Raw genomic sequence first — 17516 nt, 5'->3', positions numbered from 1 at the left:
CTCATTTGGTGAAAGCCGCACTGCCTGGAGCTTGAATGCCCGCAATTTGCGCCTTGGCAGCCGCAACGACGTGTGCGGGCTCGAATCCGAAGTGTTTTGCGACGACCTTTGATGGAGCGGACAGGCCGAAGCTATGCAGAGCCAGGATGGCGCCGTCGAAGCCGGTATACCGTTCCCATCCGAAACCGGATGCTTCCTCCACTGCCACGCGGGCGGTTATCGTTGGCGGCAGGACGGTGTCGCGATACTCCTTTGGTTGGCTTTCAAACAATTCCCATGACGGCATGCTGACGACGCGTGCCTTGATGCCCTCGGCCTTCAACTGTTCATAGCCCGTCACGCACAGCGCGACTTCGCTGCCGGTCGCCAGCAGCAGGACGTCGGGTCGGGCGTCGGGAGCATCGGCCAGTACATAAGCGCCCCGTGCCACGCCGCCTGCGTTTGCGTAGGTCGAGCGATCGAGCGTCGGCACCCGCTGTCGCGTCAGTACGAGGCAGACGGGCCTGTCCTTGAGATGAATGATGACCTTCCATGCCTCCATGACCTCATTCGCATCCGCCGGGCGCAGCACGATCATGCCGGGCATGGCGCGGAACGAGGCAAGCTGCTCGATGGGCTGGTGGGTTGGCCCGTCCTCGCCGAGACTGATGGAATCGTGGGTCCAGATGGAGATGAGCGGGAGTTCCATCATCGAGCTCAGCCGCAGCGCCGCGCGGCAATAGTCGGTGAAGATCAGGAAGCTGGAGACGAACGGCCGCAGCTTCGACAGGCTCATGCCGTTGCCGATGGCGCACATGGCATGTTCGCGCAGGCCAAAGTGGAAATTCCGCCCGCGGTAGCTGACGGCCTGGTCACCCTCGGGCGCCTGAAAGTTGCCGGCGAAATCGAATTCGAGGTTCGTCTTGGTTGACGGCGACAGGTCTGCCGCGCCACCCAGCAGCCATGGCAAATGTTCCGCAATAGCGTTCAACACCTGGCCGGACGATTCACGTGTCGCGAGGCCTTTCGCGTCGGCTGAGAAGGCGGGCAACGTGGCGTCCCACCCGGGAGCAACTTCACGTCGCTGCATCTGATCGATCTGTTCGGCCAGGTCAGGATATTGTTTGCGATAGGCAGCGAACAATTTTCGCCAGGCGGCATGAGCGGCGTCCCCACGCTTGCCCATATGTGAGCGGAAATGCGCCACGACCCCGTCCGGAACCTTGAAATCGGCGTCCGGATCCCAGCCGTAGAATTCCTTCGTCAGCCGAACTTCTTCGGCGCCCAGGGGCTCGCCATGCGCTTTGCTGGTGTCATGCTTGTGCGGCGCGCCATAACCGATATGACTTTGAACGATGATCAGCGTGGGGCGGTCATGCGTATCGATGAACATCTGATACGCCTTGCCCAGCAACACCAGATCGTTTGCATCGCTTACCCGCTCGACATGCCATCCGTACGCAAGGAAGCGGGTTGCCACGTCTTCGGTGAAGGTAAGGCCAGTCGGCCCCTCGATGGTGATGTGATTGTCGTCATAAATCCAGCAGAGGTTCGACAATTTGAGGTGTCCAGCCAGCGATGCCGCCTCGTTGCTGAGCCCCTCCATCATGTCGCCGTCGCTGCACAGCGCATAGACAGTGTGCGAGAACAGATCATAATCGGGTCGATTGTAGGTGGCCGCCAGCCACCGTTCAGCAATTGCCATGCCGACGCTTGTGGCGGCACCTTGTCCGAGTGGCCCCGTGGTCGTTTCCACGCCCGAGGTCCAGCCAAATTCGGGATGTCCAGTGCAATGGCTGCCTGCCTGGCGGAACGACTTGAGATCGTCCAACGTCACGGCCAGCCGGTCGCTCGATGGATAGGCCGGCCCTTTTGCCTTGACGCCGCACACATGAAGCAGGCTGTAGAGCAGAGCGCAGGCCTGACCGGCCGACAGCACGAAACGGTCGCGGTTCGGCCAGTCGGGATCGGCTGCATCATAGCGCAGGAAGTGTTGCCACAGGCAGTAGGCGACTGGCGCGGCATCCAGCGGCGTTCCGGGATGGCCGGAATTTGCCTTCTGGACCGCGTCGATGGAAAGCATCCGCAGCGTGTTGATGCAAAGCTGGTCGAGTTGCGCCTGTACCATATTTTTTCCGATCGGAGTCTTGCGGTCCGGCTGTCGATTCAGTGCTTCTTGATCCGGCGATAGCGCTCGATCAAAGCATTGGTCGAGCTGTTCATGTTGAAGATTTGGGGTCGCGGAAACTTCCAGTTCAGGGATTGTTTTCTCGGCCAGCGCCTTGCCCAGCTCAACGCCCCATTGGTCAAACGAGTCGATGCTCCAGATGACGCCTTGCGTGAAGACGCTGTGCTCGTAGAGCGCCACCAGGCTGCCTAGTATCTTTGGCGTCAGGCGCTCGGCAAGCAACGTATTGGTAGGGCGGTTGCCTTCGAAGGTGCGGTGCGGAACCAGCCAATCCGGCGTCCCTTCCGCTCGGACTTCCCCTTCCGTTATGCCGAAAGCCAGCGCCTCGGTCTGTGCGAAGAGATTTGCCATCAGGAGATCGTGGTGGCGTCCCAGCGGATTCAATGCCTGGCAAAACCCGATGAAGTCGCACGGAACGAGCTTGGTGCCTTGATGAATGAGTTGGTAGAAAGAGTGCTGCCCGTTGGTGCCAGGTTCGCCCCAATAGATCGGCCCTGTTTGGTAGTCGACTTTCGTGCCGCCAAGCGTGACGTGCTTGCCATTGCTCTCCATCGTCAGTTGCTGGAGATAGGCGGGAAAACGCTTCAGATATTGCTCGTAGGGAAGCACCGCGACCGTCTGCGCTTCGAAGAAATTGTTGTACCAGACCGCGAGCAGACCCATTAGAGCCGGCAGGTTCTGATCGAACCGTGCAGTGCGAAAATGCTGGTCCATGTCATGGAAGCCCGACAGCATCGCCTGGAAATTTTCCGCCCCGACGGCGAGCATGGTGGATAGGCCTATCGCCGAATCCATTGAATAGCGGCCGCCGTCCCAATCCCACATGCCGAACATCTGTTCGGTGTCGATGCCGAATTTGGCGACCCCTTCGGTATTGGTCGTGACGGCGACGAAATGCCGGGCCACCGCCCGCTCGTCGCCCAGCTTGCGCAGCACCCATTGACGGGCCGTATGGGCGTTGGTCAGCGTTTCCAACGTTTTGAACGTCTTGGAGCAGATGATGAACAGCGTTTCTTCAGGATTCAGATCTCGCGTCGCTTCCGCGAAATCGGTACCGTCGATGTTCGAGATGAAGCGGAAAATCATGTCGCGCCGGCTGTAGTGGCGCAGCGCTTCATAGGCCATGACCGGCCCGAGGTCAGAGCCGCCGATGCCGATATTGATGACGTTGCGGATCGGCAGGCCTGAATGGCCGCGCCATGCGCCGCTGTGGATCTTGTTCGTGAAATCAGCCATCTTGCCGAGCACCGCGTGCACTTCCGGCACGACGTCGATACCGTCAACTAAAATTCGCTCGCCAATTGGCGCGCGCAGCGCCGTGTGAAGCACAGCACGCTGCTCGGTCACATTGATCTTCTGACCGCTGAACATCGCTTCGATGCGCTCACGCAACCCGGAGGCCTCGGCAAGTTCAATGAGAAGCTGGACCGTCTCAGGCGTGATGCGGTTTTTCGAATAGTCGAGATAAAGTCCGCAGGCGTCGACGGTGAACTGCGTGCCACGTCGGGGATCATCCGCGAAGAGCTGTCGCAGATGCAAAGGGCGCACTTCCTGACAATGCGCCAGCAACGCCTGCCATGCTGAAAGCTCCGTGAGCGGCAATGTCCTGGCCGCAAGAAGCGCGCTCATCATCTGCCGGCCGAACCGTGGCGATGTAACTGCTCGCTCTTCAAGGCAATCACCGCCATCAGATCGGCCCATGATTTGGTGAAGGATTGCGCGCCTTCCAACTGGAGCTGCGCGGCAAGCGCCTGAATGTCGACGCCGGCTTTTGCGAAATCGCCAAGCACGGTTTCGCTGTCGCCGCCATCCTCCCGCATGATGCCGCGCAACACACCCTCTTTCGAAAACGCATGGAGTGTCTTCTCTGGAATGGTGTTGATGGTAGCAGGCGCGGCGAGCGCTTCGATATAATAGGATTGCGGAAGCTGCGGATCCTTGGTGCCGGTGCTCGCCCATAGCAGACGCTGGGAAAGTGCGCCCGCATCGGCCAGCGTGCGCCATCCGGTAGAGGCAAGCCGCTCCCGGTAGGCTTTATAGACTTGCCCGGATATGGCGATACCGAGACGGTTCCGCAGTGCACCGGGAACCTTGTCCATCACCGCCTTGTCCCAGCGGCTGACGAAGATCGAGGCGACAGAGGCGATCTTCGGGTCGAGCCCGGCGTCAATCCGTCGCTGAATGCCTCGGCAATACGCGTCGGCCGCCGCCTCATACTGCTCGCACGAAAACAGCAGGGTGACATTCACGGGGACGCCGGCGAAGATCGATTCCTCTATGGCCTCGACACCTGCGGGCGTGCCGGGAATCTTGATGAACAGGTTGGAAGACTCCGCCTGCCCATGCAACCGCTTGGCGGCTTCGACAGTGGCGCCGGCATCGTTAGCCAACAAAGGCGACACTTCCAGGGAAACCCAGCCATCGATGCCGCCCGTCGCTTCGTGGACCGGACCAAAAAGTGCTGCGGCTTGCTTCAAATCTTCCAGCGCCAATTCGAAGAATAGCTGCTCGCCCGCTTTGCCTTCTCTGGCTTTTCGACGTAGGGCCTCGTCGTAAGCGGCACTGTTACGAATGGCTTCATCGAAAATTGTGGGGTTCGATGTCAATCCGGTCACCGAAAATTCGGTGCAATAGCGCTGAAGGGTGCCACTGCTCAACAGATCGCGGGTGATGTTGTCCAACCAAAGGCTCTGGCCGAGTTCGTGCAATCGGGTTGTTGCGTTCATTGTGACCTCGCTAGTGGCGGGAAATGGTCCATCCCGGCATTGTCTATTGGTTCGCACAATCGACCAACATGTGCGCTTCCCGCGCTGCGTCGATGAACGCATTTCTTGCGACGTCGGCGGGAACACTGCCGTTCAAGGCCTGTCGGCACGCCGGTTTCACAGATCGGTGCTTGTCGCTTCTTTCACTGCGCCAATGACCGTTGAGCAGGTCAAAAGCTTGCCGAGTGTTCATAAGGTTTCGGATGTCGCCGCTTATGGCGGTGGCGACAGACAGTGGCTTGGAAGACCAATACATGGGACGGGCCTCGGATTGGCTGAACCCACGCAACGCGCTTCCTCGGGGGAAGTTTCATCAACCGGCATCACCCTTGCGTGAAACCAGGGTGTGTGAGTATGGCGCCGAAATGAAAAACCCACCTTGGCGGCGGGTCGCGGGCGCAAATCAGCACCATGCCCGTATTAGCAGCACAGTTGCCGGGTCACTAAGCAACCGGGTCGTGCACCGGGGGTCGGTCGCAGCCTTGCCTGTACAGCCTCGGTGAACAGGGGCCGCCGGGTCAGCCGATCATCATCTCGCTCACCGACGTACAGGCTAAGGAACGGTTTCCGCAAGGCTGGACGGAACTTCGGCCATATCTCGCATAGTGCAGTTGCAGGACTGAATCCCAGCAAATCCGCTCCAAGTTGCCGGCTTCGACAGTCGGCCTTGCGATCAATTCTTTGCAGTCGCGAACGGGAGGCGCCCCGACTGTCACATTTCGACGCAGCAGCCGCTGGACAACTCCTTTGGCTGTCTCCGTCGAAAGGCTTACCAGGGTATATTTGGTGGTCTGGTTCGAGGTTGACGGCCAGACAGAAGAGCGGTTTCCAATCCTTGTATCGACACCGACGCCAATTTCTATAGCTTGATCACGGCTTTGAATCGAGGCGTGATCTCTGTGGCGGCTGCTGCGGCATATGAAGTGATTCTCACCAGCTTGGCATCGGGAGAGACGAGTAATGGATTTTGATCCTGTATTCCTGTCGCGACTGCAATTTGCCTGGGTGATCGGCTGGCACATCCTGCTGCCGGCTATTACTGTAGGATTGGCCGCGTTCATCGCGATGCTGGAAGGCCTCAATTTCTTCACCGGAAGGGACATCTATCTCCGCATCTCGACGTTCTGGATCAAAATATTCTCGATTGCTTTCGGCATGGGCGTCGTCACAGGCGTTGTCATGCCTTTCCAGTTCGGCACGAACTGGAGCCGCTTTTCCGACGCGACCGCCAATGTCCTTTCACCGCTTTTCGCCTATGAGGGCCTGACGGCGTTCTTCCTGGAGGCGGCCTTCCTTGGCGTCCTTCTGTTCGGACGGCAGTTGGTGCCACGCTGGGCGCATTTTGTCGCGGCACTGATGGTGGCACTGGGAACTTTGCTTTCTTCCTTCTGGATCCTGTCGGCAAATAGCTGGATGCAGACGCCGGCTGGCTACGAGATCATCGACGGCCGGTTCTTCCCGACCGACTGGTTCAAGGTGGTCTTCAATCCTTCCTTTCCCTACCGGTTGGCGCACACCGTCGTCGCCTTCTTCGTCACGACCGGCTTCGTCGTCATGGGCGTCGGCGCCTATCTGATGCGTCGGGGGAGGTCGGCCGCGGAAGGGCGAACGATGCTGTCGATGACGCTCTGGCTGCTTACAGTGCTGGTCCCACTCCAGATTTTCATCGGCGACCAACATGGTCTGAACACGCTTGAGCACCAGCCGGCAAAGCTGGCTGCAATCGAAGCGCGTTGGGAAACCGCGCGGCAGGTGCCACTGACCCTGTTCGCTATTCCCGACGACAAGGGCGAGCGCAACCGATTTGCCATCGACCTTCCATGGCTTGGGAGCCTCATCCTAACCCACCAGCTTGACGGCGAGATCAAGGGCCTTAAGGACTTTCCGGCCGATCAGCGTCCGCCCGTCGCGATCCCATTCTTCGCCTTCCGCATCATGGTCGGCTGCGGCCTGCTGATGCTCGGCCTCGTCCTCTTTGGCGGATGGCTTCGCTGGCGCGGCCGGCTGGACACTTCGCGGGCTTTTCTCACGCTCACTCAGATCGCGGCGCCCATCGGCTTCGTGGCAGTTATCGCAGGTTGGATCACCACCGAGGTCGGACGCCAGCCCTGGACGGTCTACGGCCTTCTGCGTACGGCGGAATCGGTGACACCGTCGCTGACGAGGTCCGATGTTGTGATCTCGCTGCTTGGCTACATCGCCGTCTATCTCATCATCTATCCTGCGGGCCTCTTCCTGATGCTGCGCATCGTGCGCAAAGGCCCATCCATCGTCGCCGATGAGGGCGCTGAGATCGAAGGGGGCAGGCCAGAGGCGCCGGTCCGAGCCGGAGCGGTCGAACTTCGAGAGGGGGAAGTGCGATGAGCCAGGTTCTCGATTTCGTACCGATATGGACGCTGATCCTCGGCATGGCGGTGTTCTTCTACGTGCTTCTGGACGGCTTCGACCTTGGCGTCGGCATGCTTTACGGCTTCGCGCCCGACACGGCGTCCCGCAACACGATCATGAATTCGATCGCTCCGATCTGGGACGGCAACGAGACCTGGCTGGTGCTGGGCGGCCTGGGGCTTCTTGCGGCGTTTCCGCTTGCCTTCGCCATCATCATTCCCGCGGTGTATTTTCCCATCCTCGTCATGCTGCTGGCGCTGGTGTTCCGTGGCGTGGCGTTCGAGTTCCGCTTCCGCGATGCCGAGCACAAGACCTTCTGGGACCACGGTTTCTGCTATGGCTCGGCCGTGGCCACCTTTGCTCAAGGGGTCGTGCTCGGCGCCTTCATTCAGGGTTTCGAGGTCACTGGCAGGCAGTTCTCCGGAGGGTCTTTCGACTTTCTGACGCCGTTCTCGCTTTTGACCGGCTTTGCCCTTCTGTTCGGCTATGGGCTTTTGGGCGCCGGCTGGCTGATCTTAAAGACAAACGGAGCGGTACAGGAAACAGCGCGTCGGCACGGCCGCGTGTGCCTTGTTGGCGTCCTCATCGGTATCGGCTTGGTCAGCATCTGGACCCCATTCATGAGCGAGGCCATCGCCTCGCGCTGGTTTGCCTGGCCCAATGTTCTATATTTGGCCCCGGTGCCCGTAGCGACCGCGGCGGTGGCATTCTTCACGTGGCGGGTGCTGGACAGCGCAAGTGAGATAAAGCCCTTCATCGGCGCCATCGGCCTTTTCATGCTCTCTTACGTCGGTATCGCGATCAGCCTCTTTCCGATGATTGTTCCTTATCATTTCACGCTTTGGGAATCGGCTTCGTCCGAGCGCACACAAGCCTTCCTGCTTGTTGGCACGCTTGTGTTGCTGCCGGTGATCCTGATGTACACTGGCTGGTCTTATTGGGTGTTTCGCGGCAAGGTCCGTACAGATGTCGGATATCATTGATTTCGTTGTGCGGATCCACTCAGCCGCTTGGTGGTCGGCAGCTCAAATGAGACTGTGAGCTGCGGTGTGGCACATTCCGTTGACGTCACCTAAAGTCCGCAACCTGTCGCTACGAACCAACAGCGCAGGTACCCGCTCTTCCGATGTTCGCTTCATCGCGTCGTGAACCTGCAGCAGTGAATCCAGCCGCTTGCCTAAATGTGCTGGTGTCCGACTTTGACTGAGCAGATACTGTTTGGGGGCGGCAATATGGGAGTGCCTGATGACCACGCACAAAGTCGGCTATCTGATTGGTAGCCTCGCCACGGCATCGATCAATCGCAAGCTGGCAAAAGCACTAGTGCAGCTTGCTCCACCAGAGCTTGAAATGTCGGAGATTTCCTTCAAGGATTTGCCGCTCTACAGCTACGACTACGATGCTGACTTTCCACCTGTCGCGCGCGCTTTCAAAGACTCTATCGCCGCGGTGGAGGCAGTCCTTTTCATAACGCCCGAGTATAACCGCTCGATCCCAGGTGGGTTGAAGAACGCAATCGACTGGGCCAGCCGCCCTTATGGCAAGAACTCGTTCGCCCGCAAGCCCTCAGCTGTCATTGGGACCTCGCCCGGAACCATAGGGACCGCCGTGGCCCAGCAAAGCCTGCGAAGCGTGCTTAGCTTCTGCAACTCCCCGCAGATGAACGCTCCGGAAGCCTACATTCAGTTCACGCCGGGCCTGATCACGGACGGCGGCGAAGTCACAGTCGAATCCACGCAGGAATTCTTGCTCAACTACATGGCCGAGTTCCATATTTTCATCGCACGGGTCCTTCAGGTGCTTCCCAAGGATGCCTGATGTTGTCACGGAGCCCCTAGACGGCTTCGATCCGGAGGGGAGGGGGCCTGCTTGCTGCCTTTTGCAACACCGCATTGGATCCGGGCGTGATCGCTATCGGGATTTCGGCCTGACAGACCCCCCTCTGTTAACGGTCGTCTTGTCGCTTATGAAAAGGACCAGGGATGGCTGGTGTGGATAATCAGCCGTGGCGGCTTGCCCATTGGGCCAGCCGGCGCGCACTCTCACAGCTATGGTGGCGGAGCATGTAGATCGGCCTTGTTTGAACAGTCACTCGGCAACATCGAGGGCCTCAATCGACCGTTCTATGATCGTGTGGCTGACGCCGCGGAAAAAACCGATGGGTCGGTTCTGTTCGATTTTCGCGTCGACGGCGATACCTACGTTCAGTAGATAGCTGCCATGGCGTAGTCGGCACAGCTATAATCGTGATGGGATGAACGGACAACTTAGATGCGCATCGGTAACGGGGACACCGCTACTTTGGTGGCAGAATTGGCTGACTGGAATGCGTTTCCGCTGAGTGAGCAAGCAAAGGTTGATCACCGCGGAACAGCCAGCATCCTGCTAGCGAAGCTCCGTAGTTCCGGTCACTTCGGCCGGGATGGTTGGCGTTCCTAAGCGAGCGTTAGGCGGCATTAGCCACCTTCCTAACGCTCGCGGCCGCTTCTTCAATGTCGTCATCCGAGACCCGCGACGGCCGCCAAGGCAAAATTGCCGATCAACTGACCCGGCTCGACTTCGTCGTGTTCGATGAACTCGGCTATCTCTCCTCCGCCCAATCCGGTGGCCAATTGCGTCTTTAACGCCAGCGACCAGAACGCCGCCTATTCGGCGGGCGCTGGTCTCCTACACTCGCTCGCCTGCGCGCACGGCCACGCGGTTGGCGCCTTTCGGTCGCATTGTGGTGCCGCAGTCAACTCAATGCGTGGCCAGCCAATCCATAAACCCACGGCCCGTTTTCTTCCCGGTTCAGGAATCGGCGCCCTTTGGACATGGTCGTAACGGTCTCGGCAATGCCAAGGCCGCACTGGTCGAGAAACGCGGCAAACATGCCTTCTTTCTCCCGCGTATCGACTCGGACGAAGCGTCCTGCAAGATTTCTCAGATGGATGGCTGTAAGATGGACCGCGTCCAGATCGCTGCGCGCGATCATCGGGCCGATCACGTAGCCACGTCCGAATTCGCGACACATGGAATAGCCGACGATCTCGCCGCCACGGCTCAAAGTGCAAATAGAGGCATTCGCTGAAAGCAATGCGAGCAGGCTGGCGCGGTCTGTCCCAAACGCTCGTCTGTCGAGCCCCATGATCTCCTTCAGCCTGTCGCTCGGCAGCGCCTGCAATTCCCCGTCCAAGGCTGGCAGGGCAGGGAGTGCAGGCGGAATCTCTCCTTGGTGCATGAATACGATTCCTTCGGTCGTGAAACCGAGTGAGACATAGAGGGGATAGGCGGCATGGGTGGCGTTGAGCGCCAAATTGCGATCGCCACACTGCTCGAGCACCTGGTCCATGAGCCATCGACCGCCGCCTTGCGCTTGTGTGCGGGGCGTTGTGATCACTACGCCGATGGTGGCGAAATCGTCCCCTTGCGGAAACCACATCGCGCTGCCGAAAACGCGCCCGATGCCGTCTACGGCAACGATGCCGCGGCCCGCGCGGCGCAGAGTGTCCCAGTCCTTCGGCCGATGCGGCCAGCGAACCGAGATCGAGAGCGCGTGGAGCAGATTGACATCGACTTCGTCGATGTCCCGCGCGACCAGTTCGAAAGACTTCAGGCGCACTGATCTCTGCATTTCAGTCGACCTGCTCCCTTTTTCCAAGTCCCACGGTCGCGACCCGTCCTCGCTGACGTGCCGCAGCCGTCTTTTGCCCCATGATTGCACCCGAAAGCCAGCAGGTTTCGCTGGTTCCGGGCCAATATTCGAAATCTTCGGCCAAAGCATACCTTCATTCGGCACGGAATGCTCTCGCCTGCTGCCACACTTGTTGCATCCAGCGAACTGCGAGTGGAGCGGCGCCCTGTGAATGTCGAAGAAATTCTTGCGAGGCTGATCGCGTTCCCCTCGGTCGTGGGCGCGCCCAATGGCGCGATCGTCGATTGGGTGCGTGAATATTGCGAGGCGGCCGGAGCTGAGGTGACGGTCCTTCGCGGCCCGGAAGGCGACCGGTCCAACCTGTTTGTCACAATCGGAGCTCGGCATGCCCGCGGCTACATCTTGTCGGGCCACATGGATGTCGTGCCGGCCGGTGAACTGGAATGGCACTCGGATCCGTTTGTCCTGCGCCAAGACGGCGCCAGGCTTCACGGTCGGGGCACCTCCGACATGAAGGGGTTTCTCGCCTGCGTGCTGGCCGCGGTGCCGCGGCTCGCGGCGATGAACTTGCCACGGCCAATTCATCTCGCATTCTCCTATGACGAGGAGGCAGGTGCCCGTGGCGTGCCGCATCTCATCGCCGCGCTGCCAAGCCTGTGCGAGAAGCCGCTTGGCGCGATTATCGGTGAGCCGAGCCGGATGGAAGCCGTGCGGGCACACAAAGGCAAGGCGGCCGTGCGGCTCGAAGTGATCGGACGGTCCGGCCATTCTTCACGGCCCGAGCTGGGACTGAATGCCGTGCATGCAATGGCTGGTCTCGTCACGCAGATCGTGGCCTATGGCCAGACCCTTGCGATCGGGCCATTCGACACGGATTTCGCGCCTCCATACTCGTCATTGCAGGTTGGTGTCATCGCCGGCGGCCAATCCGTCAACATCATCCCCGATCGCTGCACCGCCGATATCGAGGTCCGTGCCGTGCCAGGTGTTTCGCCGAGATCCCTGCTCGAGCCGGTAAAGACCCAACTGACGGCTCTACGCGACAGCGGCTTTGAAGTGGCTTGGCATGAGCTGAGTGCGTATCCGGGGCTTTCGCTCCCGCAGGAGAGTGGTTTGGCGGCCCTTCTGGCCGAGTTGACGGGGCGTCAGCCCCTGTCTGCGGTGAGCTACGGAACGGAAGCTGGCCTTTATCAGCAGGCCGGCATCGACGCGATCATCTGCGGCCCCGGCGACATCATCCGGGCTCACCGTGCCAATGAATATATCGAGACCGGCGAACTTGCTGCCTGCCAGAGCATGATCGAGCGTCTCGCCACGCGCCTTGCCGGATAGCAGGAAAGGGCGGTTCATGGCTTTTCTTTTCAATTCCGACCCGGTGCGCGCAGCGGTCTTCCGCAAGGCTTTCGCACGCGAACTACCGGACGTCGAATTGTTCCACAGCAGCGAATGTTTCGACCCGGAGGAGGTGCGCTACCTCCTGACCTGGACGGCGCCAGATGATCTCGCGCGCTATCGCAATCTCGAATTGCTGTTTTCGCTCGGCGCCGGCGTCGACCAGTTCAACCGTGAAAGCCTGCCTCGGCAGGTGAAGCTGGTGCGCATGGTCGAGGACGGCATCATTCGCATGATGCAGGAATATGTCGTTCTTGGCGTGCTGAGCCTCCACCGGGATATGGTGGCGTATCGTGAACAGCAGAAGCGCCAAGCGTGGCGGGGTCTTGCCGCTCCGCAAGCGACCGAACGCCGGGTTGGGTTTCTTGGCCTCGGCATGCTGGCGCAGGCAGCTATCGAGCGATTGCTGCCGTTTCGCTTTCCCCTTGCCGCCTGGAGCCGAAGCAGGAAGGAGATCGAAGGGGTGACCTGCTTTTATGGCGCGGACCAGCTTGCCGGTTTCCTCGCGCGCACGGATATTCTCGTCTGCCTGCTGCCGCTGACGAAAGAAACGCGTGGCATCCTCGATGCGGAACTCTTTTCCCTCCTGCCGGCTGGGGCGAGATTGTTGCATGTCGGCCGCGGGCCGCAGCTAGACCAAACCGCCCTTGTCCAGGCTCTCGATAGCGGGCACCTCACCGCCGCAATGCTCGATGTCACCGATCCCGAGCCACTGCCGGACGGCCATCCGCTCTGGCGGCACCCGAAGGTGGCGATCACGCCGCACATCGCTTCCGTAACGCAAGCAGATTCCGCGGCGCAATCCGTCGTGGACAACATCCGGCGCCACCGCGCCGGAGAAGAACTGATCGGCCTCGTCGATCGGACACGCGGCTACTAACCAGGAAAACATAAAATGTCACTTCTGATCACGATCGACACAGATCCAGCCTTCGCGCCGAAGCAGGCATTGCCGGCTCCAGAGCGGCTCATCTCCGGCAATCCATCCTTCAAGACTTGGGCGCAGGATGCTTCGAAAGGCGAGAAGGTTCTGACCGGCGTCTGGGAGGCGACGCCTGGCGAGACGCATTCTATCAAGGGCACGACCTGCGAGTTCTGCCACATCGTTTCGGGCCTCGTCGAGATCGAGGAGACGGGCGGTGAGACCAAGACTTACCGCAGCGGCGACAGTTTTGTGATGAAGCCCGGCTTTGTCGGCGTCTGGCGCACGATCGAAACCGTGCGCAAGATCTACGTCAGCGTCTATGACTGAGCTCAACGCTCAAGGTCTGGCCGAATAGCGCGCGCGCCGGTTCCAGAACAATCCACTCTCCAAGTCCCGCCCGACGCGATTCGACGCCGTCGGGCGGCTCATCCTCGGCGGAAAATACGGCGCGCTGTCGACTACTGTTCCAAAACCAGGTGCGAGACGCCGCATGTCGCTGCCGTGTTGAGCAAGCTGCGACTTTCGGTACCCATCGGTCTCCAGGAGGATATCAATGAAGGCTTACACGATAGGGCACATCCCAGGCGACGGCATCGGCAAGGAGGTGACCGAGGCTGGATGGGAGGTGCTGCAGGCTGCAGCAAAGCGAGGCGGCTTCGCCCTTGAGGATACAAGGTTCCCATGGTCGTGCGCCTACTATCTGGAAACCGGTGCGATGATGCCCCCTGACGGCGTCGAGATGCTGCGGAAGTTCGATGCAATCTACCTCGGCGCTGTGGGATGGCCAGCAAAGGTGGCCGACTCCGTATCGCTTCACGGACTGCTCCTGCCGATCCGCAAAGGGTTCACGCAGTATGCCAACATACGGCCGCACAGGCTGTTGCCAGGCGTTCAGGGACCTCTTCGCCGTGATGGTTTCGATATACTGTGCATCCGGGAGAACACGGAAGGCGAATACTGCGGCGCTGGTGGGCGCATTCATTCCGGAACGGCCAATGAGGTCGCGATCGAGACGGCAATCTTCACACGTGAGGGTGTCGAAAGAATCCTCCGTTTCGGTTTCGAACAGGCGCGGACGCGCCGCAAGAAGCTCGCATCCGTCACCAAATCCAACGCGCAGAAACATTCCATGGTTTTTTGGGATGAGGTCACGCGTGAGGTGGCGAAAGACTATGCCGATGTGGAGGTCTCGCACTACCACGTCGACGCCATTGCCGCCCGCATGGTCCTGGCGCCTGAAAGCCTCGACGTGATCGTCGCCTCGAATCTTTTTGGCGACATCCTCACGGATATTGGAGCGGCCATTCAGGGCGGGCTGGGTTACGCCGCCTCCGCCAATATCAATCCCGATCGCAGCGCGCCTTCGATGTTCGAGCCGGTCCACGGTTCGGCGCCTGACATCGCGCATCTCGGCATCGCCAATCCGATCGCCGCGATCTGGTCCGGTGCGATGATGCTCGGTCATCTGGGCGAGGGGCAGGCCGCGGCCGAAGTGATGTCGGCGATCGAGTCCGCAACCGCACGCGGGATAGGCACGATTGCAGGCAAGGACACGACTGAAGCAATCACGCAGGCCGTGCTGGCAGGATTAAGCTGAAAGAGCAGAGGAAAAGAACCATGAACGCAATAACGAAGATTGGTTTCCTGAAGGGTGCGGACCTGTTTCGCCAGCGTGGCCTCATTGGCGACGTCTGGCAGCATGCGCACAGCAACGCGACTGTCGATGTGATCGATCCGGCCAGTCTGGAAGTGCTTGGAACCGTGCCCGACATGGGCCGGGATGAGACAAGGGCTGCAATAGATGCAGCGCAGGCGGCGTTCAAGGACTGGAAGGCCAGGACCCATGCCGAACGCGGAGCGCTTCTGGAGCGCTGGCACAGCCTGATACTGGAAAATGAAGAGGACCTGGCGTTGCTGCTGACGCTGGAACAGGGCAAGCCTCTGGCAGAAGCACGCGGTGAAATCCGCTATGGCGCCTCCTTCGTGAAATGGTTCGCCGAAGAAGCACGCCGGATCGGTGGCTCGACCATTCCGTCTCCCACGCCCGATCGCCGCATTCTGGTGCTGAAGGAGGCCGTTGGCGTCTGCGCAATCATCACGCCATGGAATTTCCCTAACGCGATGATTACGCGCAAGGTGGCGCCGGCGCTGGCCGCGGGTTGCACGGTTGTCATCAAGCCGTCGGAATTCACGCCATTTTCGGCGCTGGCGCTCGGCGTACTGGCGGAACGGGCGGGTATTCCTGCCGGCGTGATCAACATTGTGACCGGCATGCCCATTGAAATCGGCAACGAACTGATGGCCAACGAGACGGTGCGCAAGATCTCGTTCACCGGCTCGACCCGCGTCGGAGCGCTGCTCATGCGTGGCGCGGCCGATAGCATCAAGCGGCTCAGCCTCGAGCTCGGCGGCAACGCGCCCTTTATCGTCTTTGATGACGCCGATCTGGGCAATGCAGTCGAGGGGGTGATCGCATCCAAGTTCCGCAATGGCGGTCAAACCTGCGTCTGTGCGAACCGGATTCTCGTGCAGGCGGGCGTTTACGATGCTTTCGCAGAAAAGCTGAGCCAGCGCGTCAACCGAATGAAGGTTGGCGCGGGGACCGACGACGGAACGGAGATTGGCCCGATGATCAATGCGGCCGCCATCGACAAGATCGAGCGTCACATCGCGGATGCACAGGCGAAAGGCGCGCGGATCATCGCCCAGAGCGAGACGGTGCCGGACGGCAAGCAATATGCACGGCCCATCGTGCTGGGAGAGGCTACTACCGAGATGCTGCTGGCATCGGAAGAGACGTTCGGCCCGGTGGCGCCGCTTTTTCGCTTCGAAACGGAGGACGAGGCCATTGCGATCGCGAACGGTACGCCCTTCGGCCTTGCCGCCTACTTCTACACCGAAAATCTCAAGCGGTCATGGCGTGTTGCCGAGGCCCTGGAGTTCGGTATGGTTGGGCTCAACACGGGCATGATCTCGACCGAAGTAGCGCCTTTCGGCGGTGTCAAGCAGTCAGGGGTGGGGCGCGAAGGATCGCAGCTCGGCATCGAGGAATATCTCGAGGTCAAGACGCTTCATGTTGGCGGGCTTAACTAGTTCTGTTGCAAGCAGGTGGAAACACCTTCCAAAGCGTGGAACAACAAGAAAGGGGCGGTGAAAACCGCCCCTTTCTCTGTATTGCGACCAGTGATCATTAACGTGGTGGGAGTGCCTCACCCTGGCGCGACTGCACCAGCAACAGACGCTCAGGCGAATTCGCGAACGGGCTCCAGCCCGACGGCGCCGGCCAGCCCGCCGATATCCTTGATTTCACTGTACTCGTAGTATGGGTTCGCGGGTTCGTGGCCGCGATTCACCCAGACCTTGCTCTTGATGCCAAGATCATAGGCGGTCATGAGATCGTAGCGGAATGAGGACGACACATGCGTAATGTCTTCCGGGCCGCAGCCGAGCTTGTCGAACATGTACTCGAAGCCCTTCATATGCGGCTTGTAGGTGCCGGTCTCCTCGGCCGTGATGACCATGTGGAAGGGTACGCCGAGCTTCTCAACGTTCGACATGATCAGGCTCTTCATGGAATTCGACAGGATCACCAGTGGGATTTCCTTGGCGACCTTGGCCAGTCCCGCCGGGACATCCGGGTGCGGACCCCATGTCGGTATTTCCGAATAAATGCGCTGGGCATCCTCAGGCCGGAACGTCACATTGTTGCGCTTGCAGGCGCGCTCCACGGAATTGTGCACGACCTCGCTATAGGGCTTCCAAGCGCCAAGAACCTCATCGAGGCGATAGGCCGAGAAATCCTTGATGAACTGCGTCATTACGGCTGGGGAGAGTTCCGCACCGTAAACTCGTCTTGCCGCGCCGGCCATGTCGAAGTTGGTCAGCGTACCGTAGCAATCGAAGGTGATGTATTTCGGTCTGAAACGGGTCATTGGCGTCTATCCTTCCAATCCTGGCGGCACCGCGTGCCTTTAACGACAAGGATCATAACGAGCAGCGAAAAGGACTAGTCGCCGCATTCTCTGCCGCTTGAAGCAGATTGTTTTGTATCGTGGCAGGGCTTTGGCAGAGAGTTGCGCACGACGTGGTTCCGAGCTTGCCAGGCGCTTCCCTCGCCCGCCGGCTCGTCGGCATAAGATGCGGCGCCGGCGGCAAAGGAAAGTCAAAACACCTAGCTCACCGGTACGCGTCGGGAGGAACTGCTGTCGGCCGCAGCCTAACTTTGCATTGAAGAATTCAGGCCGG

At 60.0% G+C, this 17516-nt stretch carries 13 protein-coding genes and 2 pseudogenes; 10 read left to right on the top strand and 5 right to left on the bottom strand.

Going from position 1 to position 17516, the window contains the following annotated elements:
• Window position 1: 1 nt before the first annotated feature.
• The 3 genes from pgi to RPF88_RS07895 are packed head-to-tail and all read right to left on the bottom strand — an operon-like array spanning window position 2 to window position 5188.
• Window positions 2-3796, bottom strand: coding sequence for a glucose-6-phosphate isomerase (gene pgi, locus RPF88_RS07905; protein WP_337122121.1), 3795 nt, complete (start codon window positions 3794-3796; stop codon window positions 2-4).
• Complete coding sequence (gene tal / locus RPF88_RS07900; protein ID WP_337122120.1) at window positions 3796-4893, bottom strand: transaldolase; 1098 nt, start codon at window positions 4891-4893, stop codon at window positions 3796-3798. The genes pgi and tal overlap by 1 nt, the downstream gene beginning before the upstream one ends.
• Window positions 4894-4936: 43 nt before the next feature.
• Entirely contained in the window at window positions 4937-5188 is a 252-nt protein-coding gene (locus tag RPF88_RS07895; protein WP_337122119.1) for a DUF982 domain-containing protein, read from the bottom strand.
• A 704-nt stretch (window positions 5189-5892) separates the two neighbouring features.
• Between RPF88_RS07895 and RPF88_RS07890 the strand changes: the two genes are divergently transcribed.
• The 5 genes and pseudogenes from RPF88_RS07890 to RPF88_RS07870 all read left to right on the top strand — a co-directional run.
• Window positions 5893-7296 carry a cytochrome ubiquinol oxidase subunit I gene (locus RPF88_RS07890; RefSeq protein WP_127370996.1) on the top strand — a complete coding sequence of 468 codons (1404 nt, stop codon included), beginning with the start codon at window positions 5893-5895 and terminating at the stop codon, window positions 7294-7296.
• On the top strand, window positions 7293-8303 hold the full coding sequence (cydB, locus tag RPF88_RS07885) for a cytochrome d ubiquinol oxidase subunit II (protein ID WP_127366896.1): 1011 nt from the start codon (window positions 7293-7295) through the stop codon (window positions 8301-8303). Before RPF88_RS07890 ends, cydB begins: the two co-directional genes overlap by 4 nt.
• Before the next feature lie 262 nt (window positions 8304-8565).
• Entirely contained in the window at window positions 8566-9138 is a 573-nt protein-coding gene (locus RPF88_RS07880) for an NADPH-dependent FMN reductase (RefSeq protein ID WP_337122118.1), read from the top strand.
• A 232-nt stretch (window positions 9139-9370) separates the two neighbouring features.
• Window positions 9371-9759: pseudogene (locus RPF88_RS33315) on the top strand (hypothetical protein).
• Window positions 9760-9821: 62 nt separating this feature from the next.
• Window positions 9822-9935 (top strand): annotated as a pseudogene (locus tag RPF88_RS07870) (IS21-like element helper ATPase IstB); the annotation flags it as partial.
• A gap of 119 nt (window positions 9936-10054) precedes the next feature.
• Here RPF88_RS07870 and RPF88_RS07865 read toward each other — a convergent pair.
• Window positions 10055-10933, bottom strand: coding sequence for a GNAT family N-acetyltransferase (locus tag RPF88_RS07865; RefSeq protein ID WP_337122117.1), 879 nt, complete (start codon window positions 10931-10933; stop codon window positions 10055-10057).
• A gap of 228 nt (window positions 10934-11161) precedes the next feature.
• Between RPF88_RS07865 and argE the strand changes: the two genes are divergently transcribed.
• The 5 genes from argE (at window position 11162) to RPF88_RS07840 (ending at window position 16364) form a co-directional block, all read left to right on the top strand.
• Entirely contained in the window at window positions 11162-12286 is a 1125-nt protein-coding gene (argE, locus tag RPF88_RS07860; RefSeq protein ID WP_337122116.1) for an acetylornithine deacetylase, read from the top strand.
• A 16-nt stretch (window positions 12287-12302) separates the two neighbouring features.
• On the top strand, window positions 12303-13226 hold the full coding sequence (locus tag RPF88_RS07855; RefSeq protein WP_064994323.1) for a 2-hydroxyacid dehydrogenase: 924 nt from the start codon (window positions 12303-12305) through the stop codon (window positions 13224-13226).
• A gap of 15 nt (window positions 13227-13241) precedes the next feature.
• Window positions 13242-13598 (top strand): cupin domain-containing protein, encoded by a 357-nt coding sequence (locus tag RPF88_RS07850; protein WP_064994324.1) that lies wholly within the window; start codon window positions 13242-13244, stop codon window positions 13596-13598.
• A gap of 226 nt (window positions 13599-13824) precedes the next feature.
• Entirely contained in the window at window positions 13825-14868 is a 1044-nt protein-coding gene (locus RPF88_RS07845) for a tartrate dehydrogenase (RefSeq protein WP_127366092.1), read from the top strand.
• 20 nt (window positions 14869-14888) lie between these two features.
• Window positions 14889-16364, top strand: a complete 1476-nt coding sequence (locus RPF88_RS07840) for an NAD-dependent succinate-semialdehyde dehydrogenase (protein ID WP_064994326.1) — start codon at window positions 14889-14891, stop codon at window positions 16362-16364.
• A gap of 149 nt (window positions 16365-16513) precedes the next feature.
• On the opposite strand, the gene RPF88_RS07835 is transcribed toward RPF88_RS07840, so the two are convergent.
• On the bottom strand, window positions 16514-17203 hold the full coding sequence (locus RPF88_RS07835; protein ID WP_064994327.1) for a haloacid dehalogenase type II: 690 nt from the start codon (window positions 17201-17203) through the stop codon (window positions 16514-16516).
• Between the last annotated feature and the right edge of the window lie 313 nt (window positions 17204-17516).

Source organism: Mesorhizobium sp. ISC11 (genome assembly GCF_037162595.1).
Classification (GTDB): domain Bacteria; phylum Pseudomonadota; class Alphaproteobacteria; order Rhizobiales; family Rhizobiaceae; genus Mesorhizobium; species Mesorhizobium ciceri.
This window is presented reverse-complemented; position numbering and strand designations above follow the sequence as displayed.